8 protein-coding genes are annotated in these 25400 nt (G+C 38.0%); all 8 read left to right on the top strand.

Translation table 11 applies throughout. From position 1 onward, the window contains the following. The first annotated feature begins 5 nt into the window (after window positions 1–5). The 8 genes from recN to coaE all read left to right on the top strand — a co-directional run bounded on the left by recN (window position 6) and on the right by coaE (window position 25373). Window positions 6–1685 (top strand): DNA repair protein RecN, encoded by a 1680-nt coding sequence (recN, locus tag R1T42_RS06720; RefSeq protein ID WP_317291780.1) that lies wholly within the window; start codon window positions 6–8, stop codon window positions 1683–1685. A gap of 31 nt (window positions 1686–1716) precedes the next feature. Then, window positions 1717–2523 (top strand): enoyl-ACP reductase FabI, encoded by an 807-nt coding sequence (locus R1T42_RS06715; RefSeq protein ID WP_036584523.1) that lies wholly within the window; start codon window positions 1717–1719, stop codon window positions 2521–2523. Between the two features lie 182 nt (window positions 2524–2705). After that, on the top strand, window positions 2706–8420 hold the full coding sequence (locus R1T42_RS06710; RefSeq protein ID WP_317291779.1) for a T9SS-dependent choice-of-anchor J family protein: 5715 nt from the start codon (window positions 2706–2708) through the stop codon (window positions 8418–8420). Window positions 8421–8569: 149 nt separating this feature from the next. Then, a complete protein-coding gene (locus R1T42_RS06705) occupies window positions 8570–15577 on the top strand; it encodes a fibronectin type III domain-containing protein (RefSeq protein WP_317291778.1) in 7008 nt (2335 codons plus the stop codon). A gap of 388 nt (window positions 15578–15965) precedes the next feature. After that, window positions 15966–22775: a fibronectin type III domain-containing protein gene (locus R1T42_RS06700; RefSeq protein ID WP_317291777.1), complete on the top strand. Its 6810-nt coding sequence runs from the start codon at window positions 15966–15968 to the stop codon at window positions 22773–22775. A gap of 70 nt (window positions 22776–22845) precedes the next feature. Then, the gene (locus R1T42_RS06695) at window positions 22846–23847 is read left to right on the top strand and encodes a glycosyltransferase (protein ID WP_317291776.1); all 1002 of its coding nucleotides are present in this window, start codon (window positions 22846–22848) and stop codon (window positions 23845–23847) included. 6 nt (window positions 23848–23853) lie between these two features. Continuing rightward, window positions 23854–24780 carry a YbbR-like domain-containing protein gene (locus R1T42_RS06690; RefSeq protein WP_317291775.1) on the top strand — a complete coding sequence of 309 codons (927 nt, stop codon included), beginning with the start codon at window positions 23854–23856 and terminating at the stop codon, window positions 24778–24780. Further along, on the top strand, window positions 24777–25373 hold the full coding sequence (gene coaE / locus R1T42_RS06685) for a dephospho-CoA kinase (RefSeq protein ID WP_317291774.1): 597 nt from the start codon (window positions 24777–24779) through the stop codon (window positions 25371–25373). The genes R1T42_RS06690 and coaE overlap by 4 nt, the downstream gene beginning before the upstream one ends. Window positions 25374–25400 lie beyond the last annotated feature (27 nt).

Below are 25400 nucleotides of genomic sequence, written 5' to 3'. Positions count from 1 at the left end.
ATCAATTGCTTAAACATATTCACATTGAGAATTTTGCTCTGATCGATAGCCTCGATTTGGACTTAAAGAATGGGCTTACCATGATTACTGGTGAGACTGGTGCTGGTAAATCTATTTTATTAGGAGCGCTTGGGTTAGTTCAAGGTAAAAGGGCGGATTTAAGCGCTGTGAGAGATACAACACGTAAATGTGTTGTGGAGGCTCAGGTGGAGATGTCTAGTTTATCGTTAGATGAATTATTAGAATCATATGACCTAGATGTTGAGCCGGTTTGTTTTTTAAGACGCGAAATTTTACCATCAGGTAAAAGCCGTGCTTTTATTAATGATACACCAGTTACACTTGCTACAATGAGTGAAGTTGGTAATCGTTTAATTGATATTCATTCTCAACATCAAACTTTACAACTAGCTTCTGATGATTTTCAAATAGATGTTTTACAATCATTTGTCAATAAACTAACTGAGAAGGCTAAAGAACCAGCCTCATTTCTATTAGACTCTTTTAGAATAGAATGGAGTCAGTACAAGGCGCTTAAAACACAACTCAATAAATGGGTAGAAGAAGAACAATTGTTATCTAAAGAAGCAGATTATAATAATTTTTTATTAGAAGAATTAGATAATGCTCAACTAGATCAGCTTGATATTACAGCGCTAGAGCAAGAAAATGAACAGTTAAGTAATGTAGAGGAGATTCAACTTGTATTACAGGAATTTCAATCTATGATGGATCAGGATGATAATGGTTTGTTAGATCAATTAAGATTACTTAAAAACAGATTTACCCAGATTTCAAAATATGATTCTGATTTTGAGAATGCTAATCAACGGCTTCATACCACTTTTTTAGAATTAGAAGACCTCAGTGAAGAAATGTCCCGTAAAGCGGATAGTGTCGAGGCTGATCCAGCTAGATTAGAAATCATTAATCAACGCCTAGTCTTAATTGAGCAACTGCTGAAGAAGCATCATCAAAAGGATGTTAATGGACTTATCGTATTGAGAGATGAGTTAGCAGATAAGGTTTTTACCACTCAAAACATCTCTAAAAAGATTAAACAGGCAAGAGTTCAACTAGATACAGCTCATAAATCTTTAGAGCAACTAGGAGATAAGATACATCAGCAACGTGATCAACAATCAACCTTATTAGAAGAAGAAGTTCTTGTTATTATCAAGCAGCTAGGGATGCCGGAAGCGTCTTTTAAAGTCAACATCGAAAAAAAAGACAGTTTTAATTCTTACGGTATGGATGAAGTAGAATTCAGGTTTACCGCAAACAAGGGAACTGCGCTGTTACCATTAAATAAAGCAGCCTCTGGTGGTGAATTGTCTAGATTGATGCTGGCTATAAAGGCATTGCTATCTAATTATAAGAATTTACCAACGATCATTTTTGACGAGATAGACACAGGTGTAAGTGGTGCTATTGCAGAGAAAATGGCGATTATAATGCAACAAATGAGTACTAGCTTACAGGTGATTACTATCACACATTTACCTCAAATTGCAAGTGCAGGTAATGATCATCTAGTTGTTAAAAAAGCAGTTAAAGACGAACAAACAATTTCAAACATTTACAGATTAAATATAGAAGAAAGAGTAGAAGAAATAGCGCAAATGTTAAGCGGTGGAAAAATATCTGATGCCGCAAGGGAAAATGCACGTGTATTACTTCAATAAGAATTTTATATTTGTCACTTATATTTAAGATATGTCATACAACTTACTAAAAGGAAAAAGAGGAATTATATTTGGTGCACTAGATGAGAACTCTATTGCCTGGAAAACAGCTGAGCTTGCTCATGCCGAAGGTGCAACCTTTGTGCTTACCAATGCACCAATCGCAATGCGTATGGGGACCATTAATGAGCTAGCAGAGAAAACAGGTAGTCAAATTATACCGGCCGATGCTACTAGTCTCGAAGATCTTCAAAACTTAGTATCTCAATCAGTAGAGATTCTAGGTGGGAAGCTTGACTTTGTTTTACACTCTATAGGAATGTCTGTAAACGTGAGAAAAGGAAAAGCCTACACAGATCAAAATTATGATTGGACTCAAAAAGGTTGGGACGTTAGTGCTGTATCTTTTCATAAGGTAATGCAAACCTTGTATAAGCAAGATGCTATGAGTGAATGGGGTAGTATCCTAGCTTTAACTTATATGGCTGCACAAAGAACATTTCCAGATTATAATGACATGGCAGATAATAAAGCTTATCTAGAATCTATTGCTAGAAGCTTTGGTTATTTCTTTGGTAAAGATAAAAAGGTACGTGTTAACACCATTTCACAATCTCCTACACCTACCACGGCTGGACAAGGAGTTAAAGGGTTTGATGGTTTTATAAGCTATGCCGAAAAAATGAGTCCTCTTGGTAATGCTACAGCACAAGAATGTGCAGAGTATTCTATTACCTTGTTTTCAGACTATACTAAAAAGGTGACAATGCAAAACCTCTTCCATGATGGTGGTTTCTCTAATACAGGAGTAAGTCAAGAAGTTATCGAGAAGTTCTAGAAATTTATATTTATCATTGATATAAGCCTCTGTTTTTACAGAGGCTTTTTTATTATGCTTTCGCGAAAGCGTAAAAACAATTAAATACATATAGATACACTTTCCTACAACATTAAAAATTTAACAGTGTTAATTGATTGTAAAATATTATATTCGACATTATTAAATCAAACTACTAACTCATGTTAAAAAAACTACTTTCAATTGCATTGTTTTTTGCTGCCGCATTAGCTTCAGCACAATGTAATTACTCTCTTGAAATGAGAGACGCATTCGGTGACGGATGGGGAAATGGTGCACAAATTACAGTTACCATTAATGGTACTCCTGCTGTGTATACGGTCCCTAATCCTCCTGGTAATCAAAATACTGTTTCCCTAACTGTTAATGATGGAGATACATTAGTTCTAGACTATATCGCAGATGCGGTAACACCTGGAGATAATGAATTTACCCTTTTTGATTCTGAAGGAATAATTGTAATTGATTCTGGATTTTCACCGGCAACAGGTAATTATTTCAATGGATCAGCCTCATGTCCTACATGTCCTGCGGTAACTACTATAACTGTAAATAATGTGGTTGCTGATGCAGCTGAAATCGGTTGGACCCAAGTAGGAACCGAGGTTGAATGGGAAATTGAAGTAGGGCCAACTGGTTTTACAGTAGGTTCAGGTGTAGTTACTACAGCAACTACGAATCCTGCAACCGTTAACGGTTTAAGTGCCATTACGAATTATGATGTTTATGTAAGAGCAAAATGTTCTGCTACAGATTTAAGTAATTCTCAAGGACCTGCAAGTTTTACTACTACAGAGTCTTGTCCTACGCCTTCTAATTTTGCTCCTGTAACTCAAACAGCTACGAGTGTATCATTTATATGGGACGCAAATGGAAACCCTAGTACTATTGCAGATATTGAATACGGGCCTACTGGTTTTACTCAAGGTTCAGGTACAATGGTGCAGCAATTCACAGCGCCTTTTGCAGATGTAACAGGTCTTGCGGCAAATACTACTTATGATTTTTATGTGCGTATTGATTGCGGGATGGGTGATTTAAGTCTTTGGGCTGGTCCTTATACAGCTACTACAGCACAATCATGTCCAGATATTTCTGGTATTACATTTTCTAACGTTAGTCAAACATCTGTTGATGTTGCCTGGACGACAGGTGGAACTGAGACAGAATGGAGTATAGAATATGGTCCTGCAGGATTTGTTGCTGGAACTGGTACTACCGTTACTTCAATGACTAATAATCCATTTACTCTTACTGGGTTGTCATCTGGTGTGAATTATGACGTTTGTGTAACTGCTGTTTGTGGTCCTATGGATTTATCTACACCTGTTTGCGCAAGTGTTTTAACGCCGGCAGATTATTGTGCAGGTGATTTACTAGTAGATTCTGGTGGAGTAGCAGGCGACTATGGCGCAAGTGAGAACTTTACATACACTGTTTGTCCAGATAACGCTGGCGATGTTGTTTATGTAGATTTTACTGCTTTTGAATTGGAAACTTCCTTTGCTGGTTGTTGGGATAGTTTAACAGTATACGACGGACCAGATACATTGTCTCCTACCATTAATCCTCCTGGTGGTGGAACAGAATGGTGTTGGGACGCAGGTTCTGGAACTGGAGATTTAGTTCAGGAATTATTAATAGGTAAATTACCTTCTGGTTGTTTGACATTTGTTTTTGAATCTGATGGTGGTGGACAACGAGCTGGATTTGAAGCTGCAGTTACTTGTGCGGCTCCGCCTACATGTCCAGTAGTGTTTGGTCAAATGATTGATCTTTCTTCTGCATCGTCTTTAGATCTTTCTTGGACTGCTGGTGGTACAGAAACTGAGTGGAGAGTTGAATATGGTGCGCCTGGATTCGCAATTGGGTCTGGAACACTAGTAACACCTAACCCAACAATGGCTAGTACGTCGATAACAGGTTTAACGAGTGATACTGCTTACGAATTTTATATAACGGCTTTATGCGGGCCTGGTGATGAATCTATCCCGGTTTCATTAACTGGTTCTACTACAAAGGATTATTGTGCAGGAGATGCTTTTACTGATGCTGGTGGAACAACTGCTGGCTATAATGCTAGCGAGAATACAACATATACAATTTGTCCAGATAACGCTGGAGATGTAGTTTATGTAGATTTTACAGCATTTGATACTGAGGAACGTGAGTTTTCTAATGATTGTTATGATGGATTGACTATTTACGCAGGTCCGGATGACACCTTCCCAGTAATCAGCCCTCCTAATGGAGTTGGAGATGTATGGTGTTGGGATCCTGCTAGTACAGCGGCGTTCCAAGGTACTGGTGATTTAACGCAAGTTATGTTAATTGGTGCTCTTCCTTCTGGATGTATTACGTTTGTATTTACATCTGATGGTTCTGTTCAAGAATCTGGATGGGAAGCAGCTGTTACTTGTGCGGCTCCGCCAGCTTGTCCAGTGCCTAGTGCCTTTGCAGTTGATTCTTCAACTAGCGATACTATTAACTTATCATGGACGGTAGGATCGACAGAGACCGAATGGGATATAGAATATGGTCCTGTAGGTTTCGTTCCTGGTACTGGAACTGTGGTCACAGTAACAACTAATCCATATGCAGTTTCTGGTCTTACAGAAAATACAGAATATGATTTCTATATCACAGGTAATTGTAGTGCGACTAATGTAAGTGCGCAGGTTGGTCCATTAGCAGGTCGTACCACTTGTCTTGCATTTACGGTACCATTCTCTGAAGGGTTCAACTCTTCAAGTTCAACTCAAGATTGCTGGACTGTAGTTGATGCTAATGGTGATGGAGATGCGTGGGATATGGATTATGCATCAAACCCTAGTGAAGGTGATGAAGTAGCAGCTATATCTACTGACTTTAATGGTGGAGCTGACGATGATTATTTGATCTCTCCAGCGATTACATTAACGGGTAATGAAAGAGTGCGTTATGATTACAGAGTTCAAAGTGCAGGTGAACCTAATGATATGGAAGTTCTAATATCAACAGCTACAAATGCCCCAGCAGATTTTACTACTCAATTGTTACCAGTAACTAACTTTGCAAATGTTACCTACATGACAGAGTCTATCGACTTATCAGCTTATACTGGTGATGTATATATTGCTTGGAGAATACCGCCAGGAACAACTGATGGATGGAGGATGTATATAGATAATGTACGTTTTGAGTCGATACCAGATTGTGATGAGCCAGTAATGTTAGATGCTACAAGCATTACAACGACTACGGCAGATATTACTTGGACAGAGCAAGGTGCGTCTGTAACTTGGGAATTAGAATATGGTCCAGTAGGTTTCTTGCCTGGAACTGGAGCTGGAACTGCAGTAATTGTTAATTCGAATCCATATACATTGACAGGTTTAGTTCCGAATCAATGTTATGATTACTATGTAAGATCTGATTGTGGAACGGGTGGATTTAGTCCTTGGTCTACGACAGGAACGTTTTGTACAGCATGTGTCGCGTTTAATGTGCCATTCCAAGAAGGGTTTAATACAGCGAGTACAACAGAGCAATGCTGGACTGTATTAGATGCAAATGGTGATGGTGATCAATGGGATATTGATTACAGCTTTAATCCATTTGAAGGTGATCAAGTAGCTGCAATAACAACAGACTTTAATGGTGGAGCAGACGATGATTATTTAATTTCTCCACAATTAAACTTAACAGGTGCGCAGCGCTTAAAATATCAGTATAGAGTACAAAGTGCTACTGAACCGAATAATATGGAAGTGTTACTTTCTACAACAGGTTCAAGTGCTGTAGATTTTACAAACACTTTACTTCCAGTTACATTATTTAGTAACGTGACTTATGTAGAAGAGATTATTGACCTATCTGCTTATACTGGACCGGTGTATATTGCATTTAGAATTCCGCCATCAACAACTGATGGATGGAGAATGTATATTGATGATGTTATTGTTGAAGATCAACCTACATGTCCAGATCCTTTGATGGTTGCTATTGATTCATTTAATAATGATTCTGCTACTGTATCTTGGACTACAGAGCCACTAGCAACGGCAGTAAATATTGAATATGGACCTTGTGGATTTACACCAGGATCTGGAACTACAGTGGTAGCAACTGGTAATCCTTATACTATTACAGGATTAACAGATAATACTTGTTATGATGTTTATGTAACTTTTGATTGTTCTGGTGCTGCTAGTGTAGCCTCTAATGTTAGAACATTTACGACGGTATGTAATCCTTTAACGGCTCCATATACAGAAGACTTTGAAACTTTTACAACGACTACCAGTGGTTTCCCTGGTGCTGCAGATTTCTTTAATATAGAGAACTGCTGGTCTGCTGTAAATACAGCTAGTTTAGGTTGGGTTGCTGCGCCATCAACTTTAACAGCCTCTGGTGGAACAGGTCCTGCTCCAGCAATAAATACTGGTAATTATATGTATGTAGAAACATCAAGTGGTAATCTTGGTGATATTGCAGAATTATACGCACCTATTGTGGATGTTTCTGCATTAACAAATCCGGCATTGACATTCTCTTATCATATGTTTGGTATTAATATGGGTAATTTACATGTAGATGTAAATGATGGTACAGGTTTCATTAATGATGTGCTTGTTATAAATGGACAACAGCAAACAGCAGAAGGTGATGCTTACTTAACTTCAACATTAGGATTAACGCCTTATGGTGGAGGAACAGTGCAGATTAGATTTAGAGGTGAACGTGGAGCTGGTTTTGAATCAGACATTGCTATTGATAATTTTGTTATTGAAGAGTTTAATGGATGTTTAGCACCTAATTCATTAGTTTTAAATTCAGTTACAGCAACTGGAGTTGATTTTGGATGGAATGCTGGTGGCACAGAAACAGCGTGGGAATATATAGTTCAAGCTGCAGGTACTGGTGTGCCAACAGTAGCAGGAACGCCTGTAACTGTTACTAGTGCAGTAGAAGCAGGTTTAACAGCAATAACTTCGTTTGAAGTTTATGTAAGAGCTGATTGTGGAATGGGTAACCTAAGTGATTGGGTTGGACCACTAAACTTTACTACTCCTTGTGATGTTTTACCAACTCCGTATGGTGCAATATCAGGTGCTGCAGGAAATGACTTTACTACTTTCCCAGGAACATGTTGGGAAGAAGGTGATGATACTGCTGTAGCTGTAGGACCAAATGGAAGTGATGGGGCATGGCAAACAGATGATTATGCAAATGTTTTTGGCGGTCCTAATGGTGCTTCTGCAAAAATTAACATATGGGCTACTGGCGCAATTAACGATTGGTTAGTAACTCCTGATTTTGATTTAGGAGCTACAGGTCATAATATGAGTGCGTTGTTTGATATCGCTTTAACAGAATTTGGTGACGATACAGGGATTCAGGCTAGTTTAGGAACTGATGATGAAGTACAGTTCTTAATTTCTGATGATGCTGGACTTACTTGGACAGCACTTCAAGTATGGAACAGTTCTTCTGTAATATCGCCTACAGGTCAAAATATAGAAATTGATCTTTCGGCATATTCTGGTGTAGTAAGGTTAGCTTTCTGGGGAACTAACGGTGTTACACCTGATTCAGAGGATAATGATTTCTTTGTAGACAATTTTACTATTGATGCAACGGCTAGTAATGGAGACGCTTTCGCGAAAGCAGGTCTTAAATTATTCCCTAACCCTTCAACAGGTATTGTGAATATTAATGGAACTGTAATTATCGATAATGTCACAGTAACAAACTTATTAGGGCAACAATTGAAAATAATTCTTGTTAATAATGAGAATGCTGTAATTGATATTTCTGATCTAGCGACTGGATTGTATCTATTTGAAATTCAATCAGGTTCGACTAGTGCTACTAGAAGAGTAGTTAAAAAGTAAATTAATAAATTCATTTATGTTAAAGAGCTGCCGAAAGGCAGCTCTTTTTTTGTCTAGATATTTATCAGTTTATCGATTAAAAGCTTTTCTATTGTTTTATGATATTATTAAGTGTTATTTTGAGCGTTAAATAACCTTTAAAATTTACTATGAAACATTTTTATGCTACTCTTTTAGCTCTATTCACTGTTTCTATGATGGTTGCCCAGTGTAACTATTCATTAGAAATGCTGGATAACTTCGGTGATGGTTGGGGTAATGGTTCACAGATTTCTGTGACTATTAATGGTGGTACACCTCAGGTGTATACCGTTCCTAATCCTCCAGGAAACATTAACACAGTATCTATTACTGTAAACGATGGTGATACGATATCATTAGATTATGTTGCTGACTCAGTGACACCTGGTGATAATGAATTTACACTTTATGATTCTGAAGGAATTGTTGTGGTAACTTCAGGCTTTTCACCAGCAACTGGTAACTTTTTTAGTGGTGCTGCATCATGTCCTTCATGTCCAGCAGTTACTAATATAACCTCAAACAATGTCGTTGCAGATTCTGCTGAGATTGCTTGGGTGAATGGTGGTACTGAAACACAATGGATCATTGAATATGGTGTTGCACCATATACTTGTGGCTCTGGTGGTACTCAGGTTACAGCAAGTTCAAATCCATTCACAATTACAGGTTTAAGTTCTATAACTACATATGATGTATATGTTATAGCTGTTTGTGGAGCAATGGATCAAAGTGCTTGTCAAGGTCCAATTCAGTTAACGACGACTGAATCTTGTCCAAGCCCATCTAATTTTGCGCCAGTAACACAGACTGCTAATAGTATTTCATTTGTATGGGATGCAAATGGAAATCCAAATCCTACTTTTGAAGTAGACTATGGGCCTTCTCCTTATACTCAAGGCTCTGGTGGGACTCCAGTTCAACAGTTTACGGCACCTTTTGCAGATGTTACTGGGTTAGCTTCAGATACTAGTTATGATTTTTATATCCGCATAGATTGTGGAATGGGTGACTTTAGTCTATGGGTAGGTCCTTATACGGCTCAAACTCTTATATCTTGTTTTCCAGTTAGTGCTTTACAAGCTGATTTTGTAGGTTCTGATTTAGCTGATATTTCTTGGTTAGCAGGTCAAACGGAAACAGAATGGGAACTTGAGTGGGCGTTAGCAGGAACAATTACGACACCATTCTCCACGCCTTCTCAAGGTACAGTTGTAAATGTGATGACTAATCCATCTACACAACTTACAGGTTTAACAGATGATACTGCTTATGATATTTATGTAAGAGCAGTTTGTGATCCTGTAGCTCCAGATTATAGCTCTGTTCAAAATATTTCGATTGCGACACAATGTCTGCCACTAGCTGCAACGACAGCTTTGCCTTATTCTGAGGATTTTGAGACTTTTACTGCAAATACAGACTTTGAAAGAGAAAACTGTTGGTCTGCAACATTTATGGGGACTAATAACTTCAGTGAGTATGACTGGAATGTAACTACAACCGGTGTAACTCCATCTGGAGGTACAGGTCCTGATGCTGCAAATTCTGGTACAGCATACATGTATATAGAGACATTAGGTAATGATGGTGATACAGCAACTTTGTTTTCTCCAATTATTAATGTTGATGGTTTAACAGAGCCTTCGGTACAATTCTATTACCACTTATTTGGTCCTAACATGGGAGACTTAAGTGTTGATGTGTATGATGGTACAACATGGCAAACGGGCTTGTTTACAAGTTCTGGTCAAGTTCAGACGGCAGGTAGTGATCCTTTTGAACAAGCAATTATCAATTTAGCTGGTTATACAGGTGATATTCAAGTACGTTTTGTTTCCACTAGAGCAAGTTTTACTTCTGGTGATATGGCTATTGATGATTTTAGTGTTGAAGAAGCACCAGCTTGTGCTCCTGTTTCTTTGTTGAATACAGGTGTTCTTAACGCAAATGATGCCGAAATTACATGGCAAAGTCAAGGTTCTGAAACAACTTGGATTGTTGAATACGGTCCAACAGGTTTTGTTCCTGGTACTTCGGCTACTGATCCTGATGTATTTGAGGTTTCTGTAACAACAAATCCATACACAATTACAGGATTAGATGATACAACGACATATGATTTTTATGTAACAGCAGATTGTGGTATGAGTACATTAAGTGCTCAAACAGGACCCGATACTTTTACTACAGCATTCTTACCACCGTCAGGTGTAAGTTGTCCAGGTATGGATAATGTCTTCGTATTCCAAGAAGAATTTGAAACTAATGATAATGGTTGGACTGGAGATATAGGAGTAGGTACTACAACTGCTGCCTTATGGAACTTTAATAGAGCTGTGTCACCAACTTCAACTAATACAGGTCCAGATGCACCATTTAGTGGTGGTGGATTTGCTTATATTGAAACTTCAGGAACAGTAACTACTCCTGCAGCTATTGTTTCTCCTGCTATTGATTTAAGTTTTGCGACGGATGGAGCAGAATTAAGTTTTTATTACTTTGCCTTTGGAACTGATATAGGGGAAATCCGTGTGAATGTGGGAACATCACCTACTGGACCTTGGACTAATGAATTTTCTGCTGTAGGTCAACTTCAAACTGCTGGAAATGATCCATGGGCTCCCGTAGGAGTTAATCTAGATGCTTATTTAGGTCAAGTGATTTATCTGCAAATTACAGGTGATGAAGCTGCTAATAATGGGTTTGCCGGTGATATGGCTATAGATTTATTAAGAATTGAAACTTGTGGTTCTTTTTGTTCACCACCTAGTATGCTAGCTGCTTTGAATATTACAGATACAACGGTTGATGTAGATTTTGCAGATACGAATGCTACGGCTGCAACTAGTTATGAGGTTTTAGTACAACCGGCAGGCGATCCTGCTCCAGATGCTACTACAACTGGGATTCAACAAACTGCAACAGCTAATCCTTATAACTGGACAGGTTTAACAGCTTTCACTAATTATGATGTTTATGTTAGAACTGATTGTATGGGTGCTGCAGGATTCTCTGTGTGGTCTGGGCCAATTTCTTTCCAAACGGCTTGTGCTGTTTTTACAGCACCTTATTCCGATAACTTTGAGGCGTTTACTGCTTCGACAAATTTCTTAGAAGAGAATTGCTGGTCAGCTGATGCAGATGGAACATATGATTGGAATGTTGATGATAATGGTTCAACACCAAGTACAGGTACAGGTCCTTTAATGGCCTTTAGTGGAACGACTTATTTCTATACAGAGGCTTCATCTACTGGTGCAGAGGCTCGATTAGTTTCTCCAATTATTGACTACTCTGCTTTAACGGCTCCTTCTATTCAGTTTTATTATCACATGTTTGGTGCACAAATAGGTACTCTTCATGTTGATGTTAATGATGGTACAGGATGGATTAATGATGTAGATATGATTGTTGGTGCACAACAAACAGCTCAAGCTGATGATTGGATTCAGAGAATCGTTGATATTAGTGCTATAACTGGTTTAACAGGAACAGAACTATCTGTAAGATTAAGAGCAGAATCGAATGGTACGTTTGCGGGTGATATTTCTATTGATGATTTTAGAGTTGATGAAATACCAACTTGTCCAGCACCATCTGCTCTATTAGTGGATGATGCTTCAATCACGGTAACTGATGCAACTGTTAGTTGGACTGAAAATGGAACTGCTACAACTTATGATGTAGAATGGGGACCAATAGGTTATACGCAAGGTATGCCTCCAGCAGCGCCACTTGGTGGATCTGCAACTGGTGTTACTAATCCATATACTATAACTGGATTACAAGGCAGTACACAATATGATTATTATGTGAGAGCAATTTGTGGTGCAACTGATACATCAGTATGGGTTGGACCATCTACTTTCCAAACTTTATGTGATGCTTTACCAGCTCCATATTTTGAAGACTTTGAAACATTTGCCCCTAATGTTAATTTCGTAGAGGAGCTTTGCTGGACAGCAACTTCTGTTGATGCTTATGACTGGAACGTTGACGGAGTAGGTAGTACGCCTTCAACAGGGACTGGTCCTTTAAATGCAAATAGTGGTGTGAATTATTTTTATACTGAAGCAAGTTCTGGTACATCAGGTACTAGTGTTGCTACGCTAGTCTCTCCATTAGTGGATCTTAGTCCATTGACAACTCCATCTGTAGAGTTCTTCTACCATATGTTTGGTGGTCAAATAGGAACTTTAGATCTTGAAATAAATGATGGTACAGGTTGGGTTAATGTTATTACAATAGGTCCTGGACAAATACAAACAGCGCAGGCTGATCCGTGGGTATCTCAAATCAGTGACTTATCTGCTTATGCAGGTTCAACAGTTCAATTTAGATTTGTGGCTACAAGTGCAGGTACTTTTGAAGGAGATATAAGTTTAGATGACTTTAGAGTAGATGAGCTGCCAGCTTGTCCTAACCCTAGTTTCTTAAGTGCTTCTAACTTGACTGATACTACTGCTGATTTATCTTGGACTGAGAATGGTGGTTCAACCGTTTGGACAGTTGAAGTACAGCCTCAAGGTGTGGCTCAAGGAACTATGCCAGCGGCGTATTTAAATGCTGCAGCTACAAATTCGGAAACTGCATCTGGTCTTATGCCAGATACACTTTATGATTTCTATGTAACTTCAGATTGTGGCGCTGGTGCGTTTAGTAATACTGTAGGCCCATTATCATTTAAAACAGAATGTGCGCCATTAACAGCTCCTTATATTGAGGATTTTGAAACCTTTACTGCTAATCTTGACTTCACTGAAGAGAATTGTTGGAAAGGAAGTTTCGATTCTACTAGTTTTACAGCTTGGGATTGGAATCTTGATGACGCTGGAGGTACACCTACAACTAATACAGGTCCTAACTTAGCATTTAATGGCTCATCTTACTTCTATATAGAAGGTAACGGAGGTGCTGTTGGTAATGAAGCGACAATATTATCTCCTTTAGTAGATGTGTCTGCATTAACAGCTCCATCAGTGCAGTTTAACTATCACATGTTTGGTGCTGTTACTGGTATATTACATGTTGATGTAAATGATGGTTCTGGTTTTGTTAATGATGTGGTGTTAATTTCAGGTCAGCAGCAAGCTGATGGTAATGCGCCATGGGAATTAGGTGTAATTGACTTAAGTACGTTTACAGGTTCTGTTGTACAAGTTAGGTTTAGAGCTGAACGTACAGATTCCGGTTTTACTGGAACCAGTGATATTGCTCTAGATAATGTTGTTTTTGATGAATTACCTGCTTGTGCACAACCATCAATTCTTACATCTGCTAATGTTTCTGATGTGGACGCAGAAATTTCTTGGAATGAGAATGGTTCAGCTACTTCATGGAATGTTGAATATGGTCCTTGTGGCTTTACACCTGGAACTGGTACTAGTGTAGTGGCTACTTCTAATATAGGGTTTGCGATATCTGGTTTAACTTCAGAGACTTGTTATGAGTTTTATGTTACTGCAGATTGTGGAATGGGTACATTAAGTGGAACAGCTGGTCCAGCAACATTCACAACAGAGTGTGGTGCACTTTTAGCTCCTTATACTGAAGGGTTTGAAACATTTACAGTTTCAACAACTTTCGCTGATGAGAATTGTTGGAGTACACCTCAAACTTCTGGTTATACATGGGATGTGAGTACTGGTGGAACAGGTTCTACTAATACTGGGCCTCTAGCAGCAGCAACAGGTTCTAATTATTTCTTTACTGAAGCTTCTTCAGGTGCTGTTGGTGATGAGGCAGAGCTTTTATCTCCGTTAATTGATATGTCTGCATTGACTAATCCAGCACTTTCATTCTCTTATCATATGTGGGGTCCAGACTTTGATACGTTACATGTCGATATTAATGATGGTACGGGATGGACACCAGATGTGTTTACTCTAGTAGGTCAACAACAAACCAATCAAGCAGATGCATGGCAAACTACAATTGTAGGTTTAGGTGCTTACACTGGTGCAACCGTTCAGATTAGATTTAGAGGAACTCGTGGTACTTCTTTTGGAGGTGATATATCTCTAGATGATGTTATTGTTGATGACTTTAATGGTTGTTTAACTCCAACTAATGTTGCAGCAGCTAACATCACTGCAACTTCTGTTGATATTTCTTGGTCTGCTGGTGGTTCTGAAACGGTATGGGAATATGCCGTATTGCCTAGTGGTTCTGGAGCTCCAACTGGAGCTGGAACTTCAACTATGAACACTATGGAATCTGTTTCAGGTTTAGCTTCTTCTTCTAGCTTTGAAGTTTATGTAAGAGCAGATTGTGGTATGGGTAACTTTAGTTCATGGGTTGGTCCTATTAACTTTGCAACTGATTGTGCTCCTATAGTAGCTCCGTACGGTACAGCTACTGGTGCTCCAGGTAATGACTTTACTACATATCCAGGAGTTTGCTGGTCAGAAGGTGATGATACTGCTACGGTAGCAGGACCTAATGGTCTAGATGGAGCTTGGGCAACAGATGACTTTGCTAATGATACGGCAAGTGCTAATGGCCAGGCAGCTAAGATTAATATTTGGACCACTGCTGCTATCAATGACTGGTTAGTAACACCGGAATTTGATTTAGGAACAGCTGGTAATTTTGAAGCTATATTTGATATAGCTCATACTGACTTTGCTAACTCTACAGCTGCAGTATTTACTGCTGATCAGCAAGTTCAATTAGTAATTACTGATGACGGTGGTATGACATGGACAACGTTACAGACATGGGATTCTACCACTACTATATCTAATACTGGACAAAATGTAGTTGTAGACTTAAGTTCTTTTACAGGAGTTGTTCAGTTAGCATTCTGGGGATCTAATGGTGTAGGTGCTGGTGCTAGTGATACTGAATTCTTTGTAGATAACTTCACTATTGATGCTACTGCAAGTTCTTCAAGTGTTGAAGAATTAGGATTTACTTTTTATCCTAACCCTGTTAAAGATGTATTGAATATTAATGGATTGCAAACTATCGATAGCGCATCTGTTATGAATATGTTAGGACAACAGGTTATGAATGTTTCACCTGGTGTTACTAATGCTCAAATTGATATGTCTACTCTTAGTGCTGGTGTTTATCTAGTACAAGTAACTACTGACAGTCGTACTTCTACGATTCGAGTGGTGAAAGAGTAAATTTTATATAACTTTTTTAGAAAGGCTGTTCTTACTAAGAACAGCCTTTTTTTATTCATGATATTTACTACATTCATAGTTATATGGAATTTTTGGAATCTCGCTTTCGCGGAAGTTACTTATTTATCTAGACCATGTTTTTGGTAAGAATATTGATAACTTATGATTTTGCTGTTGTAATTATATTATTTTAATTATTTGTATTTAACTCTGTGTTTTAACATTTATTAAGGTAGTATACTTCTTTATTTATAGTTTTAAATGTATTTCATCTTATTTATTTAACCTTTTTTTTAGGGATTTTAACGATAATCAACCTGTCTTAGGTTGTTAATTTAATCTTAATGCTTACATTCATCTTCTTATTATTTAATACTAAAATATTATTATGAAACATTTTTACGCTACGCTTTTAGCTTTATTCACTGTTTCTATGATGGTTGCTCAGTGCAACTATTCGTTAGAATTGCTGGATAATTTTGGAGATGGATGGAATAATGGTGCGCAGATATCTGTCACCATAAATGGTGGTACACCACAAGTGTATACGGTACCTAATCCTCCCGGGAATATTAACACAGTCTCGATAACTGTTAATGATGGAGATGCCATATCATTAGACTATATAGCTGATGCTGTAACGCCTGGTGATAATGAATTTACTTTGTTCGATTCTGAAGGAATTGTAGTAGTTAATTCTGGGTTTTCACCTGCAACTGGAAACTTTTTTAACGGGACTGCAACCTGTCCTACATGTCCCGCTGTTTCTAATATTACATCCAATAATGTTGTGGCAGACTCTGCAGAGATTGCTTGGACCGTTGGAGGTTCCGAAATGGAATGGATAATAGAATATGGTGTTGCTCCATATTCTTGTGGTTCAGGAGGGACTCAAATTACAGCTACGTCAAATCCATTTGTGATTTCAGGACTAAGCTCTGTGACTACTTACGATGTCTATGTTATTGCGGTTTGTGGACCTGGCGATCAAAGCGCCTGTCAAGGCCCAATTCAGTTAACGACAACAGAGTCTTGTCCTAGTCCTTCAAATTTTGCACCAGTAACACAGACGGCAAATAGTGTTTCTTTTGTTTGGGATGCTAACGGAAATCCTAGTTCTATTTTTGATGTCGAGTATGGCCCATCACCTTACACACAAGGTAGCGGCGGTACCGTAGTTCAACAGTTTACAGCTCCATTTGCAGATGTTACAGGTCTTTCCTCTGATACGTCATATGATTTTTATGTGCGAATCGATTGTGGAATGGGAGATTTGAGTTTATGGGCCGGTCCTTATACTGCACAAACATCAATATCTTGTCCAATAGTTACGGCGATTCAAGCAACTAATATATCATTTAATAGTATGGATATTGATTGGGCAGCTGGTTCTACAGAAACAGAATGGGAAGTTGAATACGCTCCAGTAGGAATAATATCAGCACCTTTTTCTAATCCTGCACAAGGAACTGTGGTTAATGTTATGACCACTCCTGCAACTAGTTTAATGGGATTGTCAGATGCAACTGCTTATGATATTTATGTTAGAGCAGTTTGTGATCCTGTAGCTCCTGATTATAGCTCAGCAACTCTATTGAATGCAACAACATTATGCTTACCGTTTACACCTACATCTGCAGCACCATATCTTCAAGATTTTGAATCATTTGCTACAACCACTGCATTTGTAGAAGAGTTATGTTGGTCAGCAACTTCCGTTGATGCATATGATTGGAATGTAGATGGTGCAGGTTCAACACCTTCATCTAATACAGGTCCATTAGCAGCTTTTTCAGGTGTTAATTACTTTTATACTGAGGCAAGTTCTGGATCCGCAGGTACTAGTGAGGCTATACTTAATGGTCCTCAATTTGATCTTTCAGGATTAACTAATCCATCTGTTCAATTTTATTATCATATGTTTGGTGGTCAGATAGGAGATTTGGTTCTTGAGGTAGATGATTTAACAGGATCTGGATGGACAGCTGTTAATACTATTTCTAGTGCTCAACAGACCGCTCAAGGAGATGCATGGTTATTGCAAATCGTAAATTTGGGCGCTTATTCTGGTCAGACAATACAAATTAGATTTAGAGCGATATCTGCAGGAACTTTTGAAGGAGATATATCTTTAGACGATATTCTTGTAGGTGAATTACCTCCTTGTCCTGATCCTAATTTATTATCAACTAATGGAGTTCTTGATACAAGTGCTGTTCTTTCTTGGTCAGAAAATGGTTTAGCAACTTCATGGGAAGTGGAAGTGCAGCCTACTGGAGTAGCTCAAGGAACTGCAGGTGCTGTTTATGAAAATCTTAATGCTATTAATCCTGAAACAGTCACTGGATTAACGGCAGAAACAACATATGACTATTATGTACGATCAAATTGTGGTACAGATGGATTTAGTGCTTGGGTAGGACCTTTTACTTTTACTACAAAATGTTCTCCAATTATAGCTGCTTATATAGAAGATTTTGAAACGTTCACTGCAGGTGTAGATTTTGTTGCTGCTAATTGTTGGGAAGGGTCTTGGAATTCCACTTCATTTACAGAATGGAATTGGAATATAGATGGAGCTGGTAGCACACCTACTACCAATACAGGACCTGTTGGTGCAAATAGTGGTAGTAACTATTTTTATATAGAAGGAAATGGTGGAGTAGCAGGTAATGAAGCAGTTTTATTAGCTCCTATTGTTGATATTTCTGGATTAACAGCTCCTTCAATGCAATTTGCATCCCATATGTTTGGTGCTGCAACTGGTGTTTTACACGTTGATGTTAATGACGGTTCTGGATTCGTTAATGATGTATTAACTCTTACAGGACAGCAGCAAACGAGTGAAGCTTCTGCATGGGATATCCAGGTGGTAGATTTATTACCTTATAATAGTACTGGAACGGTTCAAGTTCGATTTAGAGCAGAAAGAACAGAAACCGCATTCACAGGAACTTCAGATATTGCTATAGACGATGTTGTATTTGACGAGATCCCTGCTTGTCCTCAACCGTCAGCTTTATCTACAGGCGTAATTACCGATATTACCTCAGAAATCTTATGGAACGAAAACGGATCTGCAACTGCATGGAGTATAGAATATGGACCATGTGGCTTTGTGCCTGGGGATGGAACGTCCACAACAGTTGCTGCTACCACTAATCCATTTACGATATCAGGATTAACTTCTTTCACATGTTATGATTATTATATAACTGCCGATTGTGGTATGGGTGCTCTTAGTGCTGTGTCTGGGCCTGGTACTTTTACTACTGAATGTGCTGCATTTACGGCACCTTTCTTAGATACTTTTGAAGCATTTACAGCAACGACAACTTTTGTAGAAGAAAATTGTTGGGCAGCTGATTCTGATTCAGCCTATGATTGGAATGTTGATAATAATGGTTCAACTCCTTCTTCTGGAACCGGTCCCTTAGGCGCGTTTAGTGGAAGTAATTACTTCTATACAGAAGCGTCTAGTGGTACGGCTGGTGATGAGGCAAGGTTAGTTTCACCTTTGGTAGATATCACTGCGTTAACCGCGCCATCGGTTCAATTTAAGTATCATATGTTCGGTGCTCAAATAGGAACATTACATGTTGATGTTAATGATGGGGCAGGTTGGATCAACGATGTGGATATGATTGTAGGTCAGCAACAGGTTGCTCAAGCAGACGATTGGTTGGATGCTATTATTGATTTGGCTCCAGTATCGTTAACAAGTAATATTATACAGGTAAGATTAAGAGCTGAAGCAAATGGAACATTTGCAGGTGATATTTCTATCGATGATTTTAGAATTGATAATATTCCAACTTGTCCTAATATCTCTATGCTTGCTACTGGTGTTGTGAATTCTAGTAGTGTAGAATTAAACTGGATAGCTGGTGGAACAGAGGTGGAATGGGTTGTTGAATATCGCGAAGTAGGAACTACAGCATTTACAGCTGTGAGTCCTAACCCAACTACACCTACAACTATAATCACTGGTCTAAGCAGTGGAACGGATTATGAATTATGTGTGTCTGCAGTATGTGGACCTGGAGATATATCTCAACAAGTATGTACTAATGCTTCTACATCTCCTGATTATTGTTCTGGTGATGCATTTGTAGATTCAGGTGGGGCTTCTGGTGACTATCAGAATAGTGAAAACATCACTTACAACATTTGTCCTGATAATGCTGGTGATGTAGTGTATGTGAACTTCACGTTTAACGATATGGAAGATAGTGGTACAGGTTGTTTTGACGGTTTAACTATTTATGATGGTCCAGATAACACTTTCCCAACTATAAACACTCCATCTGGAGGTACTGAATGGTGTTGGGATCCAGCTAATAATAGTGGTACTGGAGATTTAGTAGGTCAATTGCTTTTAGCAACGTCTACTTCAGGTTGTTTGACATTTGTTTTTGAATCTGATGGGTCTGTTCAAAGACCAGGATGGTCAGCGACAGTGACATGTGCAGCTCCTCCAACATGTGCAGCCCCATCTGCATTAACTGCTCCTACCGTAACTGATACAACGGCAGATTTAGCTTGGACAGCCGGCGCAACAGAAACAGAATGGGACGTTGAAGTAGGATTACCTGGGTTTACACCAGATACTATGACTGCTGAGGTAACGGTATTAGGAGTAACTCCTACACCAGACACAATAGTATCTGGACTATTACCTAATACTGATTATGAGTATTATGTTAGAGCTGTTTGTGGACCTGGTGACACTAGTATTTATATAGGTCCTTTTACATTTACGACAGCATGTGCAGCATTTACAGCACCGTATTTCGAGAATTTTGAAATTTTTGCAACGAGCACAACTTTTGTTGAAGATGAATGTTGGTCAGCATCAGCTACTGCTGGTTTTGATTGGAATGTTGATGGTGCAGGTAGTACACCTTCGTCGGGAACTGGTCCTTTAGCGGCAAATAGTGGAGTTAATTATTTCTATACAGAAGCCTCTGGAGCGGGAACTGGTGATGTAGCTACTTTAGTTAGTCCATTGATAGATTTAACTCCTTTGACAAACCCGTCAGTAGAGTTTTTCTATCACATGTTTGGAGGGCAGATAGGTTCTTTAGATCTTGAAATAAATGATGGAACTGGTTGGACTAATGTTGTAACCTTAGGACCTGGTCAGATACAAACAACTCAAGCTGATGCATGGTTGTCACAAATAAGTGACTTATCTGCCTATGCTGGTGCAACTGTTCAATTTAGATTTATAGCAACTAGTAATGGTAGTTTTGAAGGTGATATTAGTTTAGATGACTTTAAAGTAGATGAGCTTCCAGCTTGTCCAAACCCTAGTATTTTGTCTGCTTCTAATATTACAGATTCTACGGCAGATTTAGGCTGGACAGAAAATGGAATGTCTACAATCTGGAATGTAGAATATGGACCTTGTGGATTTACTCCAGGAACCATGGATCCTGCTGCAGTTCAAGTAACAGGTACGACTATGAATCCATTGTCAATTGTAGGATTAAGTTCTCAAACTTGTTATGAATTTTATGTAACTTCAGACTGTGGAGGTGGAGCCTTCAGTAATATAGTTGGGCCATTTTCTTTTGAAACTGCTTGTGCTGCTTTTGTAGCACCATATACAGAAAGCTTTGAGACATTTACAGTATCAACGACATTTGTTGAAGAAAACTGTTGGAGCACTCCGCAAACTACAGGCTATACTTGGGATGTTAGTGGCGCAGGAACTGGCTCTACAGGAACGGGTCCTCTTGCTGCGGCAACAGGAACTAATTTCTTCTTTACAGAGGCGAGTTCAGGTGTTTTAGGGGCCGAAACTGAATTAGTTTCCCCATTAATTGATATGTCGGCATTGACAAATCCAGCATTAACTTTTTCATATCATATGCATGGTGTTAATATGGGTACTTTACATGTTGATGTCAATGACGGAACTGGTTGGGTAAATGATGTAGCATCATTTGTAGGTCAACAACAACCAGTTCAGGCAGATCCATGGGTAACTACTAATGTCGGTTTAGGAGCATTTGCAGGGGCAACTATCCAAGTAAGATTTAGAGGTGAGCGTGGTAATGGCTTTGAAAGTGATATGTCAATAGATGATATCGTTGTAGATTCATTTACAGGATGTCTTCCGCCGTCAAATCTAATGGTTACTAATATAACCTCTAGTTCTGCAGATGTTGCATGGACAGCAGGTGGTGGAGAAACGGTATGGGAATATGTAAATCAGCCTGCCGGTACAGGTGTTCCAACAGCAGCTGGTACATCGACAATGAATACAGCAGAATCTTTATCGGCACTTGCTTCCTCAACTAATTTTGAAGTTTATGTAAGAGCCGATTGTGGAATGGGTAATTACAGTGATTGGGTAGGTCCAATTACTTATCAAACAAGCTGTGCGCCATTTGTAGCGCCGTACGGTACAGCTACTGGTGCTCCAGGTAATGACTTTACTACATATCCAGGAGTTTGCTGGTCAGAAGGAGATGATACCGCTGTAGCAGCAGGACCTAATGGTCTAGATGGTGCTTGGGCAACAGATGACTTTGCTAATGATACGGCAAGTGCTAATGGTCAGGCAGCTAAGATTAATATTTGGACCACTGCAGCAATAAATGATTGGTTAGTGACTCCAGAATTTGATTTAGGTTCAACTGGTAATTTCGAAGCGATTTTTGATATTGCTCACACTGACTTTAGTGATACCATTCCAGGTGTCTTTACCGGTGATCAGCAAGTTCAATTAGTAATTACAGATGATGGTGGTATAACATGGTCGACTTTACAGACTTGGGATTCTACAACGACTGTTTCTAATACAGGACAAAACGTAATTGTAGATTTAAGTTCATATACCGGAATCGTTCAATTAGCATTTTGGGGATCCAATGGTGTTGCTGCTAGTGCTGGTGATTCAGAGTTCTTTGTAGATAACTTTACTATTGATGCTACTGCAAGTTCTTCAAGCATTGAAGAATTAGGATTTACTTTCTATCCTAATCCTATTAAAGATGTATTGAGTATTAGTGGATTGCAAAATATAGATAGCGCATCTGTTATGAATATGTTAGGACAACAGGTTATGAATGTGTCACCTGGTGTAATTAATGCTCAAATTGATATGACTACTCTAAGTGCTGGAGTTTATCTAGTTCAAGTAACTACTGGCAGTCGTACTTCTACGATTCGAGTAGTGAAAGAGTAAATTTTATATAACTTTTTTAGAAAGGCTGTTCTTAATTGAACAGCCTTTTTTTATTCCCTATTTTTACAACGTGAAAGAACTTAATTTTTCCTTTGTAATACCTGTTTATAATCGCCCAGATGAGGTTGAGAAATTACTGTTTAGTATTTCTCAATTAGAGTACAACAAAGATTTTGAAGTTGTTATTGTTGAGGATGGCTCTACTGTAACCTGTGAGACAGTGTGTTCTCGCTTCCGCGAAAGCGTAAACATTTCATATTACTTTAAAACTAATTCTGGACCTGGAGAATCTCGTAATTATGGAATGCAAAAAGCAAAAGGTAATTACTTTATTATCTTAGATAGTGATTGTATTCTTCCTAAAAATTATTTATTAGCCGCTGAAAATGCGTTAATATCTGATTATGTGGATTGTTATGGTGGTCCAGATGCTGCACATGATAGCTTTACATCATTACAGAAAGCTATCAATTATAGTATGACTTCTTTTTTTACAACTGGAGGAATTAGAGGTGGTGGTGAGCAACTTGATAAGTTTCAACCACGTAGTTTTAATATGGGCTTAAGTAAAGTAGCTTTTCAAGCTACCGATGGTTTTGCGAAAATTCATCCCGGCGAAGATCCTGATCTGAGTATAAGGTTGTGGAAAGCAGGTTATCGCACCAGGTTAATTAAAGAGGCATATGTGTATCATGAAAGACGTATATCATGGAAGTTATTTTATAAACAGGTTCATAAATTTGGTATGGTTAGGGTTATTTTAAATAAATGGTATCCAGATACATCAAAGCTTATTTACTGGTTGCCTAGTTTATTTTTAATAGGTTTGCTTTTTTCTTTCATCTCTTTTTTATTAGGTTATATCTGGTTTTTATTTTTAGCTTTATTTTACTTCCTGCTTATCTTTATAGATAGTTCTATTAAAAATGGTGCTAAAATCGGATTGTATTCTGTTTTTGCTGTAATTGTTCAATTCACCGGTTATGGTCTTGGTTTTTTAAAATCATACTATTACTTGAATTTTTTAAAAAAAGAAGAAAAAAATCAATTCCCGCAATTGTTTTTTAAATAACATCCTATGAGCCTTGAGTACAGAAAATGGTTGACTTTTTCTACGTTTGTGTTAATAGCAGGTTTATTGTGGTTTTTTTTCAAGTATAAAGAGGTTTATACACAGCATGTTGCTGTGGATGTTTTGTGGGTGAATGTACCTAGTAATGTGAAGCTTAAAGATGGTTTATCTTACCAGTTAGATGTTGAATTAACGGGTAACGGTTTTAATTTACTTAAGGCTAGTTATGTCGCTCCAATTGTTGAACTTGATTTTCAGAAATATGTCTATAAGAATGGAGATTATTTTTTTGATCCTAAATCAGTCATGGGTAGTTTGAAAACACAACTAGCCAATAATTATAAAATTGGGTACGTCTCAGAAGAGCTTATAACTATAAAGGTCGATGAGTTTATTTCCAAAAAAGTGGGGTTGAGATCAAAAATTAAAACGGTCTATGAGGATAATTATTTACCAGTTGTGAGCCCATACTTTATCCCAGATTCTGTTGTGATAACTGGAAATGATTTGTTGATTAAAGATTTAGATATACTAGAAGTGAGTCATACAGATATTGCAATTAAAGATACTTTGGTGATTAAACATATTGATCTCGTTGAACTGTATCCCGATATTAAAGTTGAGCCTTCTAATGTTGACTATGTAATTAAAAGTGCAGTAATGACTGAAGGTGCGTTTATGGTACCAGTAGACGTGATTAATAATAAGGATAATGTTGCTGTTAAGATTATACCTTCAGAAGTAGAGGTTGTTTTTAATTGTAAGTTACAGGAGTATGAAATGATTGATGTATCTGATTTTAAAGCGGTTGTTGATTATAATGACCTGAGTGAAGATTATAATCTAATAACGACAGAAGTAAAGATACTTAGTGATAAAGTTTCTTCTATAAGGTTTTCTCCTCAACAAATTCAAATATTAGTGATGCGATGATAGTCATAGGTCTTACAGGAGGAATTGGTAGTGGTAAAACTACCGTTGCTAAAGAATTTGAAAAGTTGAATGTGCCTATCTATATAGCCGATGAGAGGTCAAAGTATATTTTATCTAATGATGCTGAGGTTATTGAAAAAGTTAAATCTTTACTAGGTGAAAATGCTTATGTTGAACTTAATGGTAAACTAGAGGCTAATAGACCTTTTATTGCTAGTAAGGTGTTCAATAATAAGAGTTTGTTGGAAGGGCTTAATGAAATATTACATCCTGCAGTACATCTGGATTTTGATAAATTTTGTGTGACACATAATAATGCTTCTTATATCTTATATGAAGCTGCGATTCTATTTGAAACTAATGGAGATAAAAGGTGTGAAGCAACTATTTTAGTAACTGCAACATTGCAAGAACGATTGAAAAGAGTGATGGATAGAGATTTTGTGACTAAAGAAGAGGTTCTAGCTAGAATGAAAAATCAATGGTCCCAAAAAGAAAAACTAGAATTAGCTGATTTTGTAATAATTAATGATAATATCGATTTATTAACTAGTAAAGTGTATTTAATTCATCATTTTATGTTAAATAATTAAGGATTGTTATTTTTATTATAGATGTTA

Source organism: Nonlabens ulvanivorans, assembly GCF_032922765.1.
Classification (GTDB): Bacteria; Bacteroidota; Bacteroidia; order Flavobacteriales; family Flavobacteriaceae; genus Nonlabens; species Nonlabens ulvanivorans.
This window is presented reverse-complemented; position numbering and strand designations above follow the sequence as displayed.